Raw genomic sequence first — 21,733 nt, 5'->3', positions numbered from 1 at the left:
GTCAGGACGTGGCGGCCAGACGGCGCGCCTGCCGGGCCTTGAACATCTCGTGCCCGCTGACCAGCAGGATTCCCGCCATGACCATCAGCGCGCCGGCGATGAAGGCCGGCTCCAGCCGCTCGCCGAGCAGAACGACGCCGAAGGCCACGCCGAACAACGGAGTCATGAACGAAAGCACGCCCAGCCGCGAAGCCAGATAGACCCGCAGCATCCCGAACCATACCAGCAGGCTGACCAGCGAAACGAAGACGATCTGGAACGCCATGCTCACCCCCAGCAGCGGGGTCGGCCTGACCAATGTCTGCCCCGAGCCGAGCGCCAGCGCCCCCAGCAGCACGAATGCACCGAGAAGCTGATAGAGCGTCGTGACGCTGCTCGGCGCCTGCGACAGGCGGGAAAAGCGCAAGGTGAGCGTCGTCGCGCCCCAGGCGGCACCGGCGCCGATCCCCATGAGATCGCCGATCCACGCCGAATCGTGCTGCGAGCCCGCGCTTGCCCCGCCGAGGAAGGACACCGCCACACCGCCGAAGGCCGTGACGATGCCCAGCCATTGCAGAGGACTCAGGCGCTCTTCCGGCAATCCGAAGTGGAGGCCGAGCGCCGTGAAGATCGGCGCGGTATAGAGGAAGATCCCCATGTGCGAGGCATTGGTGAAACGCAGCCCCTCCCCCATGAACAGGTATTCCAGCGCGAAGAGCGCTCCGATCGCCAGCCCCGGCTTCCAGGTGCCCCCGCGAAGAGCATGGCCGTCGCCGCGCAGACGGACCAGCGCCGCGATGAACAGCGCGGCGATCCCGGAACGCAGCGAAATCTGGAGGACCGGCGCCATGTCCGGCGCGGCCGCCTTGAGCGCGGTCTGCTGCATTCCCCAGATCGCGCAGAGCCCGACCATCAGCAATGCTGCACCACCGTCGACCGGCCTTCGCGAATGCGCTTCCATCTTTTCCATTACCGCAACTTCAGTTCGCAAGCTCGGCGGACCCGATGCGCCAGCCTCGCGCCCAACCCGAAATCGCCGATGCCGTCAACCTCCCTGCCCCCGCCGGTGCCGCGCTGCGCTGCGGCCATGGAGGTTCCGACTTCGCGCTTTCATTTTAGAATAATGATTCTAGATATGAAGCGCGAGGCCGATTCGAACGAGATCGGCGCGACGAGGGAGAAAAACGCGTGATCGATCGCCGCACCATGCTGGCCGCCGCCGCCGCGGCAACCGCAGCCAGTATCACCGCACCCGCCTTTTCACGCGGGGCACGACCGGTCGATCCGAAGTTCCCGCAGGGCTTCCTCTGGGGCACGGCCACGGCGGCGTATCAGGTGGAGGGAAACAACCTCAACAGCGACGTCTGGGCGATGGAACATGCCCGTCCCACGGTCTACACCGAACCTTCGGGAGACGCGGCCAACAGCTTCGCGCTCTGGCCGGTGGACCTCGATCTTGTGAAAGGCATGGGTCTCAATACCTACCGCTTCAGCCTTGAATGGGCCCGCATCGAACCGGCGAAGGGCGAATTCTCCATCGCCATGCTCGATCACTACAAGGCCATAATCGAAGGCTGTCATGCGCGCGGCCTCACGCCCATGGTCACCTTCAACCACTTTACCACGCCCATCTGGTTCGCGGCGCAGGGCGGTTGGTCCAACGCGGAAGCGCCCTTGCTGTTTGCCCGCTACTGCGAGCGCGCCGCGCGCCATCTTGCCGCGATCATCGGCTATGCCACGACCCTCAACGAACCGAACCTGTCGGGCCTCCTCGACGTGGTGCTGCCCGGAGACATCGGCCCGCGCCTGCTGGGGGCGGACAAGGCCATGCAGGAAGCCGCGGCACGGGAACATGCCGTCGCCCGGTTCCTGCCCGGAAACCCTCTCTACGTCGCCGATCCGCAAGTGGTGCAGGCCAACCTGATTGCCGGACACAAGGCCGGACGAGAAGCGATCAAGGGGGTGCGCCCCGACCTGCCCGTAGGCGTCAGCCTCGCCGTCATCGACGATCAGGCAGCAGGCAGGAACAGCCTTCGCGACGCCATGCGCGCGAAGCTCTACCGACCCTGGCTGGAAGCTGCCCGGGGCAACGACTTCGTCGGCGTGCAGAATTACGAGCGCACCGTCTGGACCGACAAGGGCAGGCTTCCCGCGCCGGAAGGCGCCGAAACCAACGATGCCGGATCGGAAGTATACCCTGCCTCGCTCGCCGGCGCGGTACGCTATGCCCATGCGGTGAGCGGGGTTCCCGTGGTCGTCACCGAGCACGGCATCAACTCCGCGGACGACACCAAGCGAGCCCGCCTGATCCCGGCGGCGCTGGCCGAACTCAAGCGGGCAATGGAAGACGGCGTGCCCGTTCTGGGCTACATGCACTGGTCGCTCGTCGACAATTTCGAGTGGGTCTTCGGCTACAAGCCCCAGTTCGGATTGCACACGCTGGACCGCACCACGTTCAAGCGCACCGCCAAGCCCAGTGCCGCCGTGCTGGGCGCGATCGCCCGCCGCAACGCGCTCTGATCGGCAGAACGCCGAATGCGGCGGTCAATGCGCCGGCGCTGCAGGTGGAGACGCCCCTTCGATCATGAACCACGGCGTCTGCCCCTGCTCATAGGGCGGCGCCGGATAGAGCCAGCGAAGCGCTTCCTCGGCAGCATGGTGATAGACCGTGGCGTGAGACGCGCTCTTGCTGAAATCGGCATAGCGCACCGTGATTCGCGCGGGCGGCTGCTTGCCGAGATAGGCGCGCATGCGGTCGATACCATCCTGCATCGTTCCGCCCTCGTCCCCCACCGCAAGGTAAAGGCGCTCGCCGGACATACCCTGCCCTGCCGCGGTCCGATCGAGATCGCGCAGCGGACGGCGATCGTCCCACCACAGGCTGGGGCTGACCGCCACATAGTCGCCGAAAAGCGTGGGATCGTTCAGGAGCGTGTCCACCACGAACAGGCCCGCAAGGGACTCTCCCATCAGGGCGCGCCGATCTCCACTGCGAAAGCGCGCCTCCACGAAGGGGATGACCTCATCCCGCAGGAACCGGCGGAAGCGGTCGGCTCCGCCGCTTTCGGGAAAGGCCGAGAGATATCGGGGATCGGTGGGACGCGAAGTCAGTTCGGCACGCCGGTCCTTCGTCTGCACGCCGACGACGATCATCGGCCCATAAGTCCAGCTCAGCGAGGCCAGACTGCCAAGCCCTGCGATATGCACGAAATCCTGATCCAGCCCGCCATCCAGCAGATAGACCACCGGATAACGGTCAGCCGACTTGTCATAGCCCGTCGGCAACCAGACGTTCACTTCGCGCGTGTCGCCAAGAACGGCGGATCGCAGCTCATAGCGCGTGCCGAGTTCGATAGGTTGACCCGAAATCTCCCGCGGCGCCGCATCCTTCGCGCTTGCGATTTGCGGGGCCAGAACGAGCCCTGCGGCGAAAAGCCCCGGGATGACAAGCGAAGTGGCGATGATCTTCATTGCCACGGTCTAGCGAGAGCCGCCTGCCCTGCCAATATGCGCCTGAAGAGTAACGAATAAAAGCGAGCGACGCCGCTGCGTCGCTCGCCCGGATTGGGTCAGATCGGGGACCAGGGCTTGTCGTCGGCTTCCTCGCGCTCGCCTTCCGGACGCTCGGTCACGGTGGCGGCGGGGAGATAGTCGATCACCGCATCGAGCAGCTTCGACATGCCCTTGCCCGTCGCGCCCGAAATCGGGAAGACCTCGTCGGCTCCGGCCTTGAGCAGCTCGCGGGCATAGTCCGCCGCCAGCGCGTCATCGACGAGATCAATCTTGTTGAGCGCCACGAGACGCGGCTTGTCTTCAAGGCCTTCGCCGTAAGCCTCGAGCTCTTCCTCGACGATCCGCATCGCTTCGACCGGGTCGGTGCTGGAGATGTCGATAAGGTGGACCAGCACGCGGCAACGCTCGATATGGCCCAGGAAACGGTCGCCAATGCCGGCACCGTCCGCCGCGCCGGCGATCAGGCCGGGGATGTCGGCCAGCACGAACTCACGGTTCTTGTGCGTGACGACGCCGAGCTGCGGCCGCAGCGTGGTGAAGGCATAATCGCCCACCTTGGCCTTGGTGTTCGAAAGCTTGTTGATGAAAGTCGATTTGCCAGCGTTGGGCATGCCCACCAGACCGACGTCCGCCAGCAGCTTGAGACGCAGCCAGACCCACAGCTCCTGCGGCGGGATGCCCGGCTGGTGCTGGCGCGGCGCGCGGTTGGTGCTGGTCTTGTAGCTGGCGTTGCCACGACCGCCCATGCCGCCTTCGAGCAGGACCACGCGCTGGCCCGCCTCGGTAAGGTCGGCCAGAACCGTCTCGCGGTCGTCGTCATCGATGAGCTGGGTGCCGACCGGGACCTTGACGACAAGGTCCTTGCCAGCCGCGCCGTTGCGGTTCTTGCCCATGCCGTGGCCGCCGCGCGGGGCCTTGAAATGCTGGGTATAGCGGAAGTCGATCAGGGTGTTGAGACCAGCGACGGCCTCGAAGATCACGTCTCCGCCCTTGCCGCCGTTACCGCCGTCAGGGCCGCCATATTCCACGTACTTCTCACGCCGGAAGGAAACGGCACCCGGTCCGCCGCCGCCCGAACGGATGTAGATCTTGGCCTGGTCGAGAAAATGCATGGGTCTTTTTTCCGGCAATCCTGAGAGCTGAAGTGGGCTGGCGGAGGCTCCGCCGGGGCGGCACCGGCTCTCTTCCAGTGCCTGGCGATGCTGGCTGAACCCGCAACGCAGATAAACAAAAAACCCGGCCATGTCTCGGGCCGGGTGATGCCCGGCACCGAGCCGGACACGCATCAATCTAGAATACTGGTGGAGCCGAGGGGGATCGAACCCCTGACCTCGTCATTGCGAACGACGCGCTCTCCCATCTGAGCTACGGCCCCGTTCCAGTATCTTCGCAAAACGTCCAGCGTTCAGCGAGGCGCTCCCATAGCGAAGTGCTCTTTCGCTTGAAAGAGCAAAAATGCCGCAGAACCAATTTTGCAGGACAGGAGCGCCTGCCCCTGCCCTGCCTGTGCCTTGAGCTTTACTGGGCGAAGGCCTGCGCCGCGACCTTGGGCTGCGTGCCCGCCGCCGCCACGGGAGCGGCAGCCCCCGAAGTGGCCGATGCGGCGCCGTAGCGCGACTCCCAGGCCGCGAGATCGGCGCGATACTGGTCGTAGCTGTTGAAGAACTCCTTGAACGGAGCCTCCGCCTTGGCAAGGCCGCTGACGGCGAAACCGTCAAGCTGGCCCGCCGGAACTGCCTGCAGGTCAACCGCAAGCCCCATCGCCGCGTTGCACAGGGCGGGAACGACCGGCGGCAATGCGAAATAGTTATAGACCTGCGTCTGATAGGCTTCACGCTCCCGCACGGATTTCGCGCCGAACCGGGTGCGGAACTCCTTGTCGAGTGCCTTGTTCGTGGCCGTCAGCGACTTGGCATGCTTCTTCAGGAAGTCCTTGTAGCCTGCAAGAATCGGCTCGTACTGCGGGCCAAGGCAGTTCAATGCCGCAACATTGTAGGCCGAACGGAGATTCCACAACGCCTGCGCCTGCGACACGCCGCTGTTCACGGTATGGCGCGAACCATCCACGGCAAGGGCGGGAACCGTCATGTTGGGCGCCGCACCAAGCGGCGGCATCGGGCGCGGCGGGATCACGATAACGGGCGGCGGCGGCGGCGGGGCCACGGCAACCTCTTTCGGGCCGCAGCTGGAAAGCACCGCAACGAGCGAAACCGCCATCAGCGGGAGGCCGCGCAGAAGGCCTCGTTTCTTCAGGTTAACCACCCCGGACACTCCATTTCTCAGAGCGCCATTACTAACTCTTCTTGACTCCAAAGAAAATGCCCGGCGCGACGAATCGCACCGGGCATTTTCGATTTACCTGTCAAAAAGCCGTGGATTAACGGCGATCGCCCAGGAACGTCAGCAGGAACTGGAACATGTTGATGAAGTCCAGATAGAGGCTGAGCGCGCCCAGAATCACGGCCTTTCCAACGAAGTCGGTGCCGCGAAGCTGGTAATACTGGTTCTTGAGCATCTGCGTGTCATAGGCGGTGAGGCCTGCGAAAATCAGCACGCCGATCACCGAAATCGCCAGTGCCAGGACGCTTGAACCCACGAAGATGTTCACCAGCATGGCCACCAGAATGCCGACGAGGCCCATGATAAGGAACGTGCCGAAGCCCGACAGGTCCTTCTTGGTGGTGTAGCCATACAGGCTGAGGCCAGCGAATGCCGCCGCCGTCGCGAAGAAAGTCGTCGCGATCGAGGTGGACGTGAAGACCAGGAAAATCGTCGACAGCGAGAGACCCATGACGACGCAGAAGCCCCAGTAGAGCATCTGGAGAGTCGAGGTCTTCATGCGGTTAACGCCGAAGTTCATCGCCATCACGAAACCGAGCGGGGCCAACATGATCACCCAGCGCAGCGGCGTCGTCAGCACCTGCATCGCCATTCCGGAGGAGGCGAACAGCAGCGCCACGATGCCCGAGAGCAGCACGCCCGAGGCCATGTAGTTGTAGATGGACAGCATGTGCCGACGCAGGCCAGCGTCGTAAGCGGCCTGACCGGCAGTACGTCCATCGAGGCTCGGAGACGCACCGAAGCCCGTGCGGGGCTGGGGGTCGTTCCAATTCGCCATTTCAAACTCCCTTTCACGGGCTCCTGCGAAATGCGGACCCCGTACGCTCCTGAATATCGGCTCCGGCGCAGGAGATTTCAAGAAAAACCGGCCAAAGGGATTTGTGTCAAAATGTAAAGATCGCCTCCGGATCGGAGTAATGCTGCCGATCCGGTGCGAAATATCAGGACTTGCGGGCTTCCGCCGCCATCTCGGCATTGCGATCCCGCGAAGCTTCCATCGCCGCGGCGACGACCTTCGCCAATGCCCCGCCCTCGTCCAGCACGTTCATGCCCGCACGGGTCGAACCGCCCGGGCTCGCGACCTTGTCAGCCAGTTCGCCGGGCGAGAACGGCGAGGCCGCGGCAAGCTGCGCCGCGCCTTCCACCATGGCCACGGCGAGCCGGCGCGACTGTCCCTCGTCAAGCCCGAGCGCAACCGCGCCGGCCGCCAGGGAATCGATGAAACGATAGACGAAAGCTGGGCCGCAGCCTGCCAGCGCGGTCACGGAATCGAACAGCTCCTCGCCGGCAAGCCATTCCGGCGTGCCCAGCTTCTCCATCATCGCCGTCACCGCTGCCCGCCCCATCTCGTCAAGACCACGCGAATCCAGCGCAATGGGTGACTTGCCGATCGCCGCCGCCAGGTTCGGCATGATCCGCACGATGGCGCCCGCATCGGGGAAGCGTGCCGCAAGACTGTCGAATTCCACACCGGCCAGGATCGAGAACAGCACTGTCCCCTTGCTCACCAGCGGCGCTATGGCCGCAGCGGCATCGTCCAGCCCTTGCGGCTTGATCCCGAGCATGACCGCATCGAAACGGGCATCGGGCAGTTCCTTGAGCAAGGTCACGCCTGCGGGAACTTCCGCACGGTGCGGGTCCACGACGGTGAAGCGGGAGGCCGGAATTCCGCCCGCCAGCCAGCCTTCCAGCATGGCACCGGCCATATTGCCGCAGCCGACGAGAAGGATGTTCTGAAAGCGGTCCATGTCATTCCCCTAACGCGAGAAGACGCCTTGCGAGGCGCCTTGATTGCCCGCGCTTAAGGCAGCGCATAACCGGTGCCAAGGGCCAATGCCCCTCATCGGGGCCGGGCCACGCCCTCAGGCACGGCTCCGGCCTCGGACGGGTTCAGGCTTCGCCGGCCGCGTCGATCATTGCAGCGGTCAGCGCCTCGGCAGGGGTCTTGTCGCCCCAGAGGATGAACTGGAACACCGGATAGAAACGATCACATTCCTCGATCGCGGCTTCCACCACCGTTTGCGCCTGCCCCGGGCCGAGAAGCCCGTCCTCACCCAGCATCAGGCCGTGGCGATAAAGCACGACCCCGCTGCTCGACCAGGTATCGAAGTGGCCGACCCAGATCTGCTCGTTGATGAGCGCCAGAGCCTCGAACATCGCCTGCCGCTTGGCATCGGCGATGCGCACGTCAGGCAGGCACAGGAGCTGCAGGACGCGATCTTCGGCGCGCCAGATCGCCTGGACCTGATAGGTCGCCCAGGCGCCCTTCACTTCTGCGGAAATCTCGTCTTCGCCCGAATATTCAAAGGGCCAGTCACGCGCTTCGAAAAGCGACGCGAGCATCTCGATCGGTGCGGACTCGTCCTCCCGGCCGATGTCGTCCTGTACCGTTCTCATGATTTCCGACATTTGCCCTCCGGGAAGCGTGAAGGCATGGATGCTTTGCATGGGGGGGCAAGCACAATCCGCGACCCGCGATCGCCTGCGCAAAACTGCACTAGCCTGTTCACAGGGTGTGGATAAGACTAACCGCTCCTTAATTCGGACAGGTTGCCGACCACGGAATTGACCGAGAGATTCTCCGAAGAGCGCTTTACGTAAACGTTACTTGACCGAAAGAGCGTCCACCACCTGCCCCGCAGGGCTGGTCCAGGGTAGCGCATCGCTGAAGCCCTGCTTCTTGGCTTCGGCGATGAAAGTGCCGGCGGCCTTCTGAGTCTCGAACGGGCCGACGAGAATGCGGTTCGTTCGCCCCATATCGCTGATGTAGGGCTGCCGCCCCTTGAGCAGTGCTGGCGCCTGCTTGAGCGATCGCCGCCAGTCGAACGCGATCGCATCCTTGTCCCGGCCTACGCCGACCTGCACCCAGATGCGGCTCGGATGCGCGGGCGGAAGCGGCTTCTTGGGCTTGGCGGGCTCTGCTTTCGCAGCCTTGGCGCTCGATTTCGCGTCTGCCTTGGCCGTTTTCGGATCAAGCTTGGGATCGACCTTGGCGGCCGCCTTCGGATCGGTCTTGGTGGCAGGCTTGTCCGCGGCTTTCGAATCCGGTTCCGGCTTGGGAAGTTCGATGCGCGGAGGCGCCGGACGGGCCGGTTCGATCTGCCGAATATCGACCGCACCGGAAGTGGGGACGATCTGCATCGTCGGCTTTCCGAGATCGGCGAAGATCTGTTCGAGCGAAAGCTGCTGGGCACTGGGCACCGGCGGCGCTTCGGGTGTGGCTGGCCTGACAGCCGGAGACGACGCGGCAGGCGGCACCGCGGTCTGCTGGCCGGGCACGCGGGCAAGGTCGAAACCGGGCGAGGCCGCTGCCACTTGAGCCGCGGCGGGCCTCGTCGTTTCCGGCACAGACGGGGACGCCGCGGCAAGCGGTGCAGCAGGCGCAGGTTGCGACGAAACGGATTCGGGAGCCTTGGACGCGGATGTCGCCGCAAGCGCTGCGGGCACCTCCGTCTTCGGCCTGACGGGCGGCAATTCGCCTGCCGCAGTTTCGTTACGCTCGATGGTCGGCTTGGGTTCGGGCGGCGCAACGCGGACCTGCTCCCGGGAAGAATTGGCAGGCACCGGGACATGAGCGGAGCCCGCGCGGGACACGGCCGCGCGGTTACTGTCGGCAACGGCAACGGAAGTCGTCCGTGCCGTACCGCTTGCCGTCCGCGTGGTACGCGGCGATTTGGATGAAGCCTTCCCGCCGCCCAGCGCCTCTCCGCGCGGGACAAGGTTGGCGTCGGCCGTCGCCACGCGTGTGGTCGGCGCATAGGCAGCGATGCGGGCATCGTCCCGGCCGATTTCCGAAGCGCGGGGGAACTTGCCCAGATTGGCAGCAGCCGCCTGCTGCGCCGGGGTCAAGCGCGGCATGTACCGCAAGTACGGCGCAATGTTCTGGGCGAGTTGGGGCGGCAGGATCGTATCCGAAACTTCCACTGCCTGCTTGGTGTCACCGGCAATCGCCAGAGCAAAAGCGCGGGTGCGCCAGCCCGGCTTGTCCTGCTTGCGCAGGAGCGGCATGATCGTCGCTTCGGAGGTTTTGGCGTCACCGGCGATGGCCTGGCTTATCGCCAGCCGCATGCGAACCTCGTCATCGGCGGCCGTGCCCAGCACCATCGCATAATAGCGCTGCGCCGTCGCATTGTCGCCGACGAGATCATAAGCGAGGCCGCGATCGGCAGCGATAAGCGCTGGCGTGGCCCCTGCCCGCTCGGCTTCGGCGAACAGCGGCAGCGCGGCAACCGGATCGCCGCTCTGCGCAAGAGAAGCGGCAAGCCCGGCCTTCACCCGCCCATTGCCCGGAGAGATTTCATCCGCACGGCGATAGAAGCCGATGGCCGCATCGAAATCGCCCAGCTTCCTCGCGGAATCGCCGGCTTCGAGGAGGGCTGCGGTATCGCGGGGGTTACGACCCAGCCTGGCCAGCGCACCGTTGAGCGCTTTCTGATCGGCGCTGGGAAGCGCCTGCACCACGGGGCGCGAGACGACAGGAGCCTGCGCCTGTACCGTCATCGGGAAAGCCAGCACAACACAGGCTGCCGTGCCGGCCAACCACTTGCTCGATACCCTCTGGCGCAGACGCAAGACCCGGGAAACCTCTCAAAAACGCGCAAGGCCCGGCTGGTGGCGGGCCTGAACCTGTAACTGAACGGGGCAGCCTATGCCGCCCCTTTCCTGAACCCGAAGAGAATAAGCGGAAAACGGCGGTTCGGACCGGCATGACACCAGGCCGAACCGCTATATCGCTTACTGGTTGTTCTGACGTCCGAGGAAACGCGGAATGCTGATCGAACCGCCCTCGTCATCCTCTCCGGTCGGCTCGCTGGAAGCGGCCTTGGGACGTGAAAGACTGGTCATGCGTTCGAACAGCGTGCTGCCGCCGGCGGGGCGGGCAGGCGCGGGCTCCACCGGACGCTGGCGAACCGGCGGGACCGGAGCCTGGGCATCGGGAACGAGACCGCCGTTGAGCAACAGTTCGTCCTGCTGACGCTGCGGCGCCGGCTGAGCCTGTGCCGAGCCGAGATCAAGCGGCTCCGAACGCTGGCCGTGCAAGCCGGAAAGGCTTGCGTAATTGTTCGATGTTTCCGGCTCGGCTTCTGCGCCGAATTCGTCACCGGCACCGAGTTCCAGTTCGCCGAACGCCTGCGGAGCGGCTTCAGGAGCGGGGGTGGACAGTTCGAAAGGCTCGGACGCGGCCGGAGCCGAGGGCGTGAAAGCCACCGGAGCCGGTGCTTCCACCGCCGCAGGCGCGGGCGCCGGGGCGGGAGCAGGACGCGAGACCATCGGCCGGACGCCGCGCGATGCACCTAGGTTGAGCGGGCGCGAGGCGATTTCCGCCATCTCGGTCGTCTGCTCGATACCGGTGGCAACCACCGAGACGCGGATCTTGCCCTGGAGGTCCGGGTTGAAAGCCGAGCCCCAGATGATGTTGGCATCGGGATCGACCAGCTCACGGATATGGTTCGCGGCCTCGTCGACTTCGAGCAGCTTCATGTCGTCGCCGCCGATGATCGAGATGATCACGCCCTTGGCACCCTGCATCGACACGCCGTCAAGCAACGGGTTCGCTATGGCGCGTTCAGCCGCTTCCAACGCGCGGTTCTGGCCTTCGCCCTCACCGGTGCCCATCATCGCCTTGCCCATTTCGCCCATGACCGAGCGGACGTCCGCGAAGTCGAGGTTGATGAGGCCGGGCATGATCATGAGATCGGTGATCGAGCGCACGCCCTGCTGGAGCACTTCGTCGGCAAGCTGGAAAGCTTCCTTGAAAGTGGTCTCCGCCTTGGCGACCAGGAACAGGTTCTGGTTCGGAATGACGATCAGGGTATCGACGTGCTTCTGAAGCTCCTCGATGCCCGAGTCCGCCGAACGCATGCGGCGCGTGCCTTCGAACATGAAGGGCTTGGACACCACGCCCACCGTCAGCACGCCCTTGGCGCGCGCGGCCTGCGCGATGATCGGCGCGGCACCCGTGCCGGTGCCGCCGCCCATGCCGGCGGCGATGAAGACCATGTGAACGCCGTCAAGCAGACGTTCGATCTCTTCGATGGTTTCTTCCGCTGCCGCACGGCCCACTTCCGGACGCGCGCCGGCGCCGAGCCCCTGCGTGATCTCGGGCCCGAGCTGGATGCGGGTTTCGGCGATCGAATTGTTGAGCGCCTGGGCGTCGGTATTGGCGACGACGAAGTCCACACCCTCTATTTGGGCCTGGATCATGTTGGCGATGGCGTTGCCGCCCGCACCGCCTACGCCGATGACGACAATGCGCGGGCGAAGCTCTTCGATCGCCGGCGGTCCGATGTTGATGCTCATTTCGTTCTCCTGGCAGGCACGTGCGCGAAGAAATTTACCTTGACTAGCCTGATTGCACGCCTGCCTTCATCTAGGCAAAGCATGCGGCCCTGTTGTCCACAGCCGAAACCGCGAAATCCAGCCGATCGTGCCATCCCCGTCGCAAGGATTGCACGGCTGGGCAAAGTGCTCAAAAGTATTCCCTCAATGCTCTATAGACGCGATTGACCACACCGAGGCCGCTGTAACTCACTGAACCTTGTCTGTTCTTGCCGAAAGTACGAATGTCGATCGGGTCGGCCGCGGCATACAGGACAAGCCCGGCAAGCGTGGAAAAGCCCGGTTTGACGTGAGCTTCGGCCAGGCCGGACAGGTGCGGGACACGGCCGATACGGACCGGTTTTCCAAGTGCGGCCTGCGCATAGTCGGCAAGTCCCACAAGCTCGGCACCGCCACCGGTGAAGACCACCTGTTTGCCGCGCTGCGCGTTGAAGCGCATCAGCTTGAGCGCCTTGTTGATCTCTTCCATCAGGATACCGAGCTGGCCGGTAATGACGCCGATCAACTCGGCGCGCGGTATCCGGTTCTTGTCGTCGGCATGACGAGCGATCGGGCCGGTTCCCTCTTCGCCCGGAGCATTGACCGGGATCAGTTCGCGGTGATCATGCGGGCTGGCGATGGCGGAACCGTTCACGCACTTGAGGCGCTCCGCCTGGAAACGGCGGATGCCGAAAGCCGAAGCCACGGCATCGGTGATGTCCGCCGAGCCCATCGGGATCGAGATCATGTCGATCAGCAGCCCGTGCGAATAGACCGCGACATTGGTAACTTCCGCGCCGAATTCAACAAGCGCCACGCCAAGGTCGCGCTCTTCCGGCGAAAGACAGGCCTGACCCGCCGCAATCGGCGAGCCGACCACCGCCTCGACTTCGAGGTGCGCGCACTGCACGGCCTCGGTCAGGTTCCTGATCGGGGCGCCTTCGGCCAGCATGATGTGGATGTCGACACCCAGCCGTTCGGCATGGAGCCCCTTGGGATTGCCAACGCCGTGCGCACCGTCGAGGCGATATTGCGCGGGCTGCGCATGGAGCACCATGCGTCCGTCCGGCTGGATCACCTCACGCGCCGAGATCAGGAGCTGGTCGATATCCTCCTGCTCGATGCGGCGACCGCCGATCTCGGCATCGAACTGGTCGATGCGGCTGGCGAGCCCTGCGCCCGAGCAGCCGATCCAGACCTTGGAAACGCTGGTGTCGGCCATCTTTTCGGCGCGGTCGATGGCATCGCGCACCGCGTAAGTCGCCGCCGCCATGTCCGTGACGTAGCCGCGCTTGATCCCCTGGGAGGCGCGGTGGCCTGAACCCAGCACGATCATGTCGCCCATCTCGGACATGCCCGCAACGATGGCGGAAATGCGGAAGGAACCGATATTGACCGCACCGAATACGCGGGTGATGCGAGGTGGTGCCATCACTGTTCCTCCGCTGCGGCGGCATCGCCGCTGGCTTCAACGCCGGTATGGGGGACTGCACCCGCCTTCATCGCCAATTCCTGTCCTTCGGCATCGGGAACCCGCAGATAGATGCGGTCCTTCGCCCGCATGTCGATTGCAGTGACCTTGCCGCCGATCAACCGGTTAGTGCCGTCCAGCCGCGCGAATGTCACCAGTGCGCCGGCGGATTCGTTGTCGCCCTCCGGCAGCGCCAGCACTTGTCCGGTCTGGAAAGTCAGGTTCCAGCGGCGGTTGCCGATCCACTCCGCCTCCTGAACCTTGGGCTGAAGCGCGGGCGCCGCTTCAAGCAGGTGCCCGAGCTGCGTAACCTGCTGACCCGCACCGGGGCCGGAGACGATCAGCTTGCCCTTGGCATCCTTGCGGTTGATCGCCTCAAGCTCCTGCCCGGTCTCGTCGATCAGCACGAAGCGGTCAGCCTTGCGCAGGACGGCGTGCGGTTCGCGTTCGACGATGTCGATCACCAGCGTATCGGGAAGCTGCCGCGAAACACGCGCGTCCTTGACCCACGACAGGCCAAGCAGCTCGCCGCGCAGCCCGTCAAGGTCGACCTGGGTCATCGACCGGTCGCGCTCGGCCAGGGCCTTTTCGTAGACTTTCAGCTCGTTGAGGTTCTTCACGCCGCGCACTTCCACGCGCTTCACCTCGAACCCGGCATCTGCGGCAACTTGCGCAAACTGCTTGCCCGCAAGCATCGGCACGCCCGCCGCATTGGCGACGACCCAGACGAGCAAGCCCGCGCCGCCGAGTATGGCGACGAGGAAGATCTTGTGAAGCTGCTCCTCGGTGAAGGGCAGCCAGCTCATCACCGTGTCGACGGCCGTGCCGCTCGTCGCCTTGGCCTGGCGCACCTTGGCCTTGGTGTTCTGGGCCGCTGCGGCCTTTCGCGCTGTCTTCGGCTTGCGCCGGATCGTCTGGCTCATTTGCCCCCCTTGGCGACCTTTCCGGCGTCGGCAAGCGCTTCGGCTATGATAGCCTCCACGAGATCGGGGTATTCCATGCCGCAGGCACGCGCCTGTTCGGGAACGAGGCTGAGCGGGGTCATGCCCGGCTGGGTGTTGACCTCCAGCAGGAACAAGCCCTCGATACCCTGCGTGTCGTCCCAGCGGAAGTCGGCGCGGCTGGTGCCCTTGCAGCCGAGCAACTGGTGGGAGCGCAGTGCGAGATCCTTGCAGGCCGCCGTGATCTCATCAGGGATTTCCGCCGGGCAGACGTGTTCGGTCATGCCGTCGGTATACTTGGCGTCGAAGTCATAGAAGCCAGACTTCGGCTTGAGTTCGGTGACCAGCAGAGCCCGTTCCCCTGTGTTCGGCCCGCCGATCACGGCGGTGGTCAGTTCGCGGCCACGGATGAACGGTTCGGCCAAAAGGCGGTCGAATTCCTGCCACGGCCCCTTGGCATCCGGCGCGATGGGATTGCCGTAGTTCCCCTCGGCGGTGACGATCGCCACGCCGACCGAGGACCCCTCGTTGACGGGCTTGAGCACATAGGGACGCGGCAGCGGATCGCGCTTGTGGATTTCCGCGCTCTCGACGATGCGTCCGCCGGGCATCGGAATGCCGTGGGGGACCAGCGCCTGCTTGGTCAGTTCCTTGTCGATGGCAATCACCGAAGTGGCGAGGCCGGAATGCGTGTAGGTGAGGCCCATCAGGTCCATCATGCCCTGCACCGTGCCGTCCTCGCCCGGCGCGCCGTGGAGCGCGTTGAACACGACGTCCGGCTTCACTTCCGACAGACGCAGCGCGACATCGCGGTCCATGTCGATACGGGTGACCTTGTGGCCCTTGGACTCGAGCGCCTTGGCCACGCCCTCGCCGCTCATCAGCGAGACCGGCCGTTCGTTCGACCAACCGCCCATCAGGACTGCGACGTGGAGTTTGGGGAGAGTCACTTCTGGATACCTACTCGTGCTTGGTCTGACGCGTCGGCGAACATGCCCACGCGCTGAATTTCCCATTCGAGCGCGACGCCCGACTTTTCCTTGACCCGGCGGCGGACTTCCTCGCCCAGGGCCTCGATATCGCTGCTGGTGGCGTCGGCGACGTTCAGCAGGAAGTTGGTGTGCTTCTCGCTCACTTGCGCGCCGCCGAGGGTCAGGCCGCGGCATCCGGCTTCGTCCACAAGCTGCCAGGCCTTGTGGCCTTCGGGGTTCTTGAAGGTCGAGCCGCCGGTCTTGCTGCGCAGCGGCTGGCTGGCCTCGCGGCTGGCGGAAATGCGGTCCATCTCGGCCTGGATCGCTTCCGGTTCACCGGCACGGCCCTTGAAGCGCGCAGCGACAACGACGGCGCCTTCGGGGAGTTCGGAGTGGCGATAGGTATAGCCGAGATCGACATTGCCGAGCGTGACCAGCGAACCGTCGCGCAGAACCACGTCGCAATCGACAAGCACGTCCTTGACCTCGCCGCCATAGGCGCCACCGTTCATCCGCACGAAGCCGCCGACAGTGCCGGGGATCGAGCGCAGGAATTCGACGCCGGCAATACCGTTGTCCCGCGCGGTGGAGGAGACGAGAATGCCGCTGGCCCCGCCGCCGCATTCGAGCGTGACCTCATCGGCGCGGGTGACTTTCGCGAACGCCTTGCCGAGGCGGATCACTACGCCCGGAACGCCGCCGTCGCGCACAATCATGTTCGAACCAAGGCCCAGCGCCATCACCGGGACCGACGGATCGAGATCGCGCAGGAATCCCTGAAGATCGGCCAGATCCTTCGGCTCGAACAGCCATTCGGCCGCCCCGCCAGACTTGAACCAGACGAGCGGCGCCAGCGGCGCGTCGGCTTTCAGCTTGCCGGAAACCTGCGGAAGATGCGCGGCTTGGCTCAAGCGGCCCTCCGCGCCCGGATCGCGTCGGCGAGACCTGCCGCCCACTTGGTAATGTCACCTGCGCCGAGGCAGACGATCATGTCGCCCGGCTGGATCGACGTCGCCAGCGCATCGGCCAGTGCGTCCGGCCCGGCAATGACTTGCGCGGAACGGTGGCCGCGCGCCTTCATGCCCGAAACCATGTGTTCGGAATCGACGCCTTCGATCGGCTGCTCGCCCGCTGCGTAGACCGGCGCGGCATAGACCACGTCGGCATCGTTGAAGGCGCCTTCGAAGTCTTCCATATGGTCACGCAGGCGCGTGAAGCGGTGCGGCTGGACCACGGCGATCACGCGATTTCGCACGCCTTCGCGCGCAGCGGCGAGCACGGCGCGAATCTCGACCGGATGGTGGCCATAGTCATCGATCACGGTGACGACACCGCCATCCACCTCGACTTCGCCGACCTTGGTGAAGCGGCGCTTCACGCCGCCGAACTTCGAGAAACCGGTCTGGATGCACTCTTCCGAGCAACCCATCTCCACCGCGACGCCGACAGCGGCGAGCGCGTTCTGGACGTTGTGGCGGCCCGGCATCGGCAGTTCGATGCCCTCGATCCTGCGGAACGAGCCGTCCCGCTGGCGCAGCGCCACGTCGAAGCGGTTGCCGCCGGGAATGGGCGTCACGTTCTCGCCCCGAATGTCGGCCTGAGCGGAGAAGCCGTAAGTCACCACGCGGCGGTCGCGGATCTTGGGGATGATCGCCTGCACTTCCGGATGGTCGATGCAGAGCATCGCCGCGCCGTAGAAGGGCACGTTCTCGATGAATTCGACGAAGGAATCCTTCACCTTGTCGAACGAACCGTAGTGATCGAGATGCTCGGGATCGATATTGGTGACGACGGCGATAGTCCCATCGAGGCGCAGGAACGAGCCGTCGCTCTCGTCGGCTTCCACCACCATCCAGTCCGAGGCGCCGAGGCGCGCGTTCGAACCGTAGGAATTGATGATGCCGCCGTTGATGACTGTGGGATCTACCCCGCCCGCATCGAGCAGCGCCGCAACCATGGACGTGGTCGTGGTCTTGCCGTGAGTGCCGGCCACCGCCACGGTGTTCTTGAGGCGCATCAGCTCGGCCAGCATCTCGGCGCGGCGGACCACGGGAATGCGGTTTTCGAGCGCATGGACAACTTCGGGATTATCGCGCTTCACGGCGGTCGAGGTGACGACCACGGCCACGCCTTCGACGTTCTCCGCCGACTGCCCGATCATGACCTTGATCCCGCGCCCGCGCAGGCCCTCGACCACATAGCCCTCGGCGATGTCGGAGCCCTGCACCGAGTAGCCGAGGTTGTGCATCACTTCGGCGATGCCCGACATGCCGATGCCACCGATGCCCACAAAGTGGATCGTGCCGATGTCAGTGCCGACGCCCCTCACTGCACGGATTCCTTGACCAGCTTGCTCTTGGCAAGGGCTTCGCCGCCCTTGGCGGGCATGGCCTTCTCCATTCGAATTACGTCCATTATCGGGGTGGCGCCGAAGCCTTCGACAAGATCGGCAAGATCGCTGGCGGCATTGGGATAGCCGCAGTTCCATGCGGCATGCGCGGCATTGGCCAGCGTTTCGGGATTCTGGGCGATGGCCTGGATCTGCAGGCAGACTTCCTTGGCCATCTTCTGGAACAGGTCGGCCTGCTCCTTCAGAAGCGCATTGCGCCGTTCGCCGCTGTAAGTGTCCGCATCTTCAGTGGTGATCGCCGGCTGGCGGATCACCCGCGCACCGCCCGCAGCCACGATCTCGCGCGCATTGGCGGTCTGGTGGTCGTCGGTTGCGTAAGGCAGCGGAATCAGGATCGCAGGACGGCCCACATCGGTCAGTTCCGCGATGGTCGACGCGCCAGAGCGTCCGATGAACAAGTGCGCACCGGCAAGGCGCTCGGCCATGTCTTCGAAATAGGTCGCAAGTTCGGCCGGAATACCGTGGTTTACATAGCGCGCACGGACGCCTTCGATATCCTCGGCGCGGCACTGCTGGATGACCTGGAGGCGCGAACGCAAGGTGGGTGGCAGCATCGCGAGAGCATCGGGCACGACTTGCGACAGCACGCGAGCGCCCTGGCTTCCGCCGGTCACGAGGATGCGCAGCAGGCTGTCCTCGCCGAATTCGGGGAACGGCGCGTCACGCAGGGCCAGGACTTCGTCCCGCACCGGATTGCCGACCAGCGTCACCTTATCCGAAAACCTCGGATCGAGCACGTCAACTTGCTCGAAAGCCGTGGCGATGGCGTCCACCTTGCCCGCAAAGTAACGGTTCACACGGCCCAGCACCGAATTCTGCTCATGCAGGATAGTCGGGATTTTAGCCGAGTTGGCGGCCAGCATCGTCGGCAGCGCGGGATAGCCGCCGAAGCCCACCACGGCGGTCGGTTCGAAGCTTTCGAACAGGCGCAGCGCCATGGCGCGGCCGGAAAGAATGCCCTTGGCACCCCTGAGCCAGTTCAGCGGGTTTTTCCCAGCGATCCGGCCCTGCGGCAGGACATGGGCAGGCAGATAGTCAGGCTTGCCCGGAATCGCCGCGCCCCGCTCGTCCGTGATGAGCGCAACATGATGCCCGCGCCGGTCCAGTTCGGCGGCGAGCGCGAAAGCCGGAATGAGGTGCCCGCCCGTCCCGCCCGCGGCAAGAACGTAGTGGCGGCTTACCGAGCCTTTTACGGCCGAACTCATGAAGAAAAGTCTCCAACGGCGCGAAGCGAGAACCTCTCGCGCTTGATGAAAGGATTGCGGCGCGTGATCGCCAGCAGCAGCCCCACCGTCATGCACATGGCGACGGTGGACGAACCGCCATAGCTGATCAGCGGCAGGGTCATGCCCTTGGAAGGGAAGAGTTGCAGGTTGACCAGGATATTGATGAAGGCCTGCCCCCCGAACTGCGAGCCGATCCCGGCTGCCGCCAGTACCGTGAACAGGTCTTCCTCGTCCACCAGGCGCAGCATCACGCGGGTCAGCAGCGCAAGATAGATCATAACGATGATGATGCAGGCGATCAGGCCGAATTCCTCACCGATCACCGAGAAGATATAGTCGGTATGGGCTTCGGGCAGCGCCATCTTCCTGATGCCCATCCAGAAACCCTGTCCGAACCATCCACCGTTGAGCAAGGTGCGCTGCGCGAGGTCCACCTGATCGAAGGCATTCCCGCCCGACAGGAAGGAATCGATGCGATTACGCCCGTTGTCATAGGTGAAGTACATCAGGACAAGGCCGCCGATGCCCACGCCCGCGAACATGCCGATGCGCTTGAGCTGGATACCGGCCAGCAGGATCATCACGAAGAACGTGCCTGAAAACAGCATGGTCGAACCGAAATCGGGCTGCGCCATCAGCAGCGCGCCCAGCAGGCCCATCAGGCAGAAGCAGATCGCAACCACCGGAATATGCGGATCACGCGCGCGCCACGAGAGGATCCAGGCCAGCAGGATCGGAAAGCCCGATCCCAGAAACTGCGAAGGCTGGATCGAGATCCCCAGCTTCAGCCAGCGCCGCGCGCCATTCACTTCGGAACCGACCACCGGGACCAGCACAAGCCCGACAAGCATGACGGCCGCGATGAGGATGCCGACCCGGCGCGCACTGTCCTTCGACAGGCTGGAAGCCCAGAACATCGCGCAAAGGCCCACGAACTGCCACCGCAGGTGCAGCCAGAAGAAGTGCAGCTGCGAAAGCTTCTCGTGCGCCGTCGAAAGGCGCCGCGCGCTCGCCGGAGAGCCCGCCGCCACCGCCACCGCGCCGATCCCCATCAGGATCAGCACCAGCGCAAGCACGCTGCGGTCGATCTCCTGCCACCAGATCGCGAGTTGCCCCCGGCGGTTGCGGTTGTAGCGTGTGTTCGCGGGAACCGCTCCGGTGCCGGGCGCGATCGTGGCCATCAGTGTTTCACCCCATCGGCATCTTCGCCCTGCGCCTCGAGCAGCGCCTCGACGATCTGGCGGAACACCAGGCCGCGCGCCTCATAGTCGCGGAACTGATCGAAACTGGCGCAAGCCGGAGACAGCATGACGACATCGCCGGGCTTCGCGCGGGCCATGGCCTCGCGGATTGCCTCGGCCATCATCTCGCTGCGATGGACTTCAGTAAATGGCGTCAGGATCTCGGCGAAGCGCGGGCCGGCATCGCCGATGGTATAGGCGGCCGCCACATTGCCGAAGAAAGGCGCGCACTCGTCAAGGTCGTCGCCCTTTGGCAGACCGCCCAGAATCCAGTGGATGCGCGGCGCCGGATCAGGCGGAAACGCAGCAAGCGCAGGCGCGGTCGAGGCCGGGTTGGTGGCCTTGCTGTCATTGATGTAAAGGACGCCGTTCGCCTCGGCCACGCGCTCCATGCGGTGCGGCAATCCGCTGAACGTGCGCAGCGCCGGTTCCCACTGCTCGGCGGGAATGCCCAGCGCCTCTACGATGGCGACCGCTACGGCCGCGTTCTGAAGGTTGTGCGGGCCTTGCAGCGAAGGCCAGTCCTTTTGCAGCGCGACGAGACCCTGCCCGTCGACCCGGCGCACGAGGCCGGCCGCGCGGCGCGCCTCCTCTGCCTCGGCAACATCGGAAGTCTCGCGGTCGCCCGTGCCGAAGATGGCCGGACGGGCGGCATCCTGCATCTCGAACAGGCGGGCCTTCGAGGCCGCATAAGCCTCGAAACCATCGTAGCGATCGAGATGGTCGGGCGTGATGTTGAGCAGCGCCGCCACGTCGCAATCGAGGCTGCGGGTGAGGTCGATCTGGTAGCTCGACAGTTCCAGCACATAGACGCCGCCCTCGGGCAGCGGAACTTCGCCAAGCACCGGCACGCCGATGTTGCCGCCGACGCGCGCGGGCACTCCGGCGCTTTCGAGAAGGTGGTGGACCAGCGAGGTCGTGGTGGACTTGCCGTTGGTGCCGGTGATGCCCACCACGCGGTGCGCAGGCAAACCGCCCTCGCCGGGCGCGATCGTGCGCGCCAGTGCGAAAAGCTCAATATCGCCGATTACCGGCACGTCCTGACGGCGCGCGACCTCGGCGATCGGATGCTTGTTCAGCGGAACGCCGGGCGAGACGATGACGCCGTCATAGCCGGTAAGATCAGCCGTGACCGGATCGGCCACTTCGATGCTCTCGTCCTGGCTGCGTGCGCAGAGCGCCTGGCGCGGTTCCTCGCGCGAATCCCAGGCCATGACGTGAGCGCCGCTCGCCAGCAGCGTCTCGACCGCGGTGAGGCCCGAGCGCGCGAGCCCTAGGACCGCATAGCGTTTTCCGGCGAAGGCGGGGGAGACGATCACGTCG

Annotated in this window: 18 protein-coding genes and 1 tRNA gene; 1 reads left to right on the top strand and 18 read right to left on the bottom strand. The window is 64.9% G+C overall.

Going from position 1 to position 21,733, the window contains the following annotated elements; translation table 11 throughout:
- Position 1: 1 nt before the first annotated feature.
- A complete protein-coding gene (locus ACXJ16_RS00420; protein ID WP_463920975.1) occupies positions 2-949 on the bottom strand; it encodes a DMT family transporter in 948 nt (315 codons plus the stop codon).
- A gap of 218 nt (positions 950-1,167) precedes the next feature.
- Here ACXJ16_RS00420 and ACXJ16_RS00415 point away from each other — a divergent pair, with 218 nt between their 5' ends.
- A complete protein-coding gene (locus tag ACXJ16_RS00415) occupies positions 1,168-2,499 on the top strand; it encodes a family 1 glycosylhydrolase (RefSeq protein WP_324696536.1) in 1,332 nt (443 codons plus the stop codon).
- A 24-nt stretch (positions 2,500-2,523) separates the two neighbouring features.
- On the opposite strand, the gene ACXJ16_RS00410 is transcribed toward ACXJ16_RS00415, so the two are convergent.
- The 17 genes from ACXJ16_RS00410 to murD form a co-directional block, all read right to left on the bottom strand.
- Complete coding sequence (locus ACXJ16_RS00410; protein WP_324696538.1) at positions 2,524-3,450, bottom strand: alpha/beta hydrolase; 927 nt, start codon at positions 3,448-3,450, stop codon at positions 2,524-2,526.
- Between the two features lie 98 nt (positions 3,451-3,548).
- Entirely contained in the window at positions 3,549-4,604 is a 1,056-nt protein-coding gene (gene obgE, locus ACXJ16_RS00405) for a GTPase ObgE (protein ID WP_054439254.1), read from the bottom strand.
- A 187-nt stretch (positions 4,605-4,791) separates the two neighbouring features.
- Positions 4,792-4,867 (bottom strand) — tRNA-Ala (locus ACXJ16_RS00400).
- A gap of 143 nt (positions 4,868-5,010) precedes the next feature.
- Positions 5,011-5,709, bottom strand: coding sequence for a hypothetical protein (locus ACXJ16_RS00395; RefSeq protein ID WP_207906118.1), 699 nt, complete (start codon positions 5,707-5,709; stop codon positions 5,011-5,013).
- 160 nt (positions 5,710-5,869) lie between these two features.
- A complete protein-coding gene (locus ACXJ16_RS00390) occupies positions 5,870-6,610 on the bottom strand; it encodes a Bax inhibitor-1/YccA family protein (protein ID WP_463920974.1) in 741 nt (246 codons plus the stop codon).
- Between the two features lie 163 nt (positions 6,611-6,773).
- A complete protein-coding gene (locus ACXJ16_RS00385; RefSeq protein WP_463920973.1) occupies positions 6,774-7,580 on the bottom strand; it encodes a pyrroline-5-carboxylate reductase family protein in 807 nt (268 codons plus the stop codon).
- Between the two features lie 142 nt (positions 7,581-7,722).
- Positions 7,723-8,229, bottom strand: coding sequence for a type III secretion system chaperone family protein (locus ACXJ16_RS00380; protein WP_054439354.1), 507 nt, complete (start codon positions 8,227-8,229; stop codon positions 7,723-7,725).
- A gap of 207 nt (positions 8,230-8,436) precedes the next feature.
- Positions 8,437-10,404, bottom strand: a complete 1,968-nt coding sequence (locus tag ACXJ16_RS00375) for an SPOR domain-containing protein (protein WP_463920972.1) — start codon at positions 10,402-10,404, stop codon at positions 8,437-8,439.
- 162 nt (positions 10,405-10,566) lie between these two features.
- The gene (gene ftsZ / locus ACXJ16_RS00370) at positions 10,567-12,132 is read right to left on the bottom strand and encodes a cell division protein FtsZ (RefSeq protein WP_324696548.1); all 1,566 of its coding nucleotides are present in this window, start codon (positions 12,130-12,132) and stop codon (positions 10,567-10,569) included.
- Positions 12,133-12,301: 169 nt separating this feature from the next.
- Positions 12,302-13,582, bottom strand: coding sequence for a cell division protein FtsA (gene ftsA, locus ACXJ16_RS00365; RefSeq protein ID WP_132469268.1), 1,281 nt, complete (start codon positions 13,580-13,582; stop codon positions 12,302-12,304).
- Positions 13,582-14,544 (bottom strand): cell division protein FtsQ/DivIB, encoded by a 963-nt coding sequence (locus tag ACXJ16_RS00360; protein ID WP_054439245.1) that lies wholly within the window; start codon positions 14,542-14,544, stop codon positions 13,582-13,584. Before ACXJ16_RS00360 ends, ftsA begins: the two co-directional genes overlap by 1 nt.
- Positions 14,541-15,512, bottom strand: a complete 972-nt coding sequence (locus ACXJ16_RS00355) for a D-alanine--D-alanine ligase (RefSeq protein ID WP_463920971.1) — start codon at positions 15,510-15,512, stop codon at positions 14,541-14,543. Before ACXJ16_RS00355 ends, ACXJ16_RS00360 begins: the two co-directional genes overlap by 4 nt.
- On the bottom strand, positions 15,509-16,444 hold the full coding sequence (gene murB / locus ACXJ16_RS00350; protein ID WP_463920970.1) for a UDP-N-acetylmuramate dehydrogenase: 936 nt from the start codon (positions 16,442-16,444) through the stop codon (positions 15,509-15,511). Before murB ends, ACXJ16_RS00355 begins: the two co-directional genes overlap by 4 nt.
- The gene (gene murC, locus ACXJ16_RS00345) at positions 16,441-17,862 is read right to left on the bottom strand and encodes a UDP-N-acetylmuramate--L-alanine ligase (RefSeq protein WP_463920969.1); all 1,422 of its coding nucleotides are present in this window, start codon (positions 17,860-17,862) and stop codon (positions 16,441-16,443) included. Before murC ends, murB begins: the two co-directional genes overlap by 4 nt.
- Positions 17,859-19,148 (bottom strand): undecaprenyldiphospho-muramoylpentapeptide beta-N-acetylglucosaminyltransferase, encoded by a 1,290-nt coding sequence (gene murG / locus ACXJ16_RS00340; RefSeq protein WP_463920968.1) that lies wholly within the window; start codon positions 19,146-19,148, stop codon positions 17,859-17,861. The genes murC and murG overlap by 4 nt, the downstream gene beginning before the upstream one ends.
- Positions 19,145-20,350, bottom strand: coding sequence for an FtsW/RodA/SpoVE family cell cycle protein (locus ACXJ16_RS00335; RefSeq protein ID WP_054439239.1), 1,206 nt, complete (start codon positions 20,348-20,350; stop codon positions 19,145-19,147). Before ACXJ16_RS00335 ends, murG begins: the two co-directional genes overlap by 4 nt.
- Positions 20,350-21,729 carry a UDP-N-acetylmuramoyl-L-alanine--D-glutamate ligase gene (murD, locus tag ACXJ16_RS00330; RefSeq protein WP_443477940.1) on the bottom strand — a complete coding sequence of 460 codons (1,380 nt, stop codon included), beginning with the start codon at positions 21,727-21,729 and terminating at the stop codon, positions 20,350-20,352. Before murD ends, ACXJ16_RS00335 begins: the two co-directional genes overlap by 1 nt.
- Positions 21,730-21,733: the final 4 nt, after the last annotated feature.

This window comes from Novosphingobium sp. TK71 (assembly GCF_055361505.1).
The sequence above is the reverse complement of the archived record's forward strand: the minus strand, read 5'-3'. Positions and strand labels throughout refer to the sequence as shown.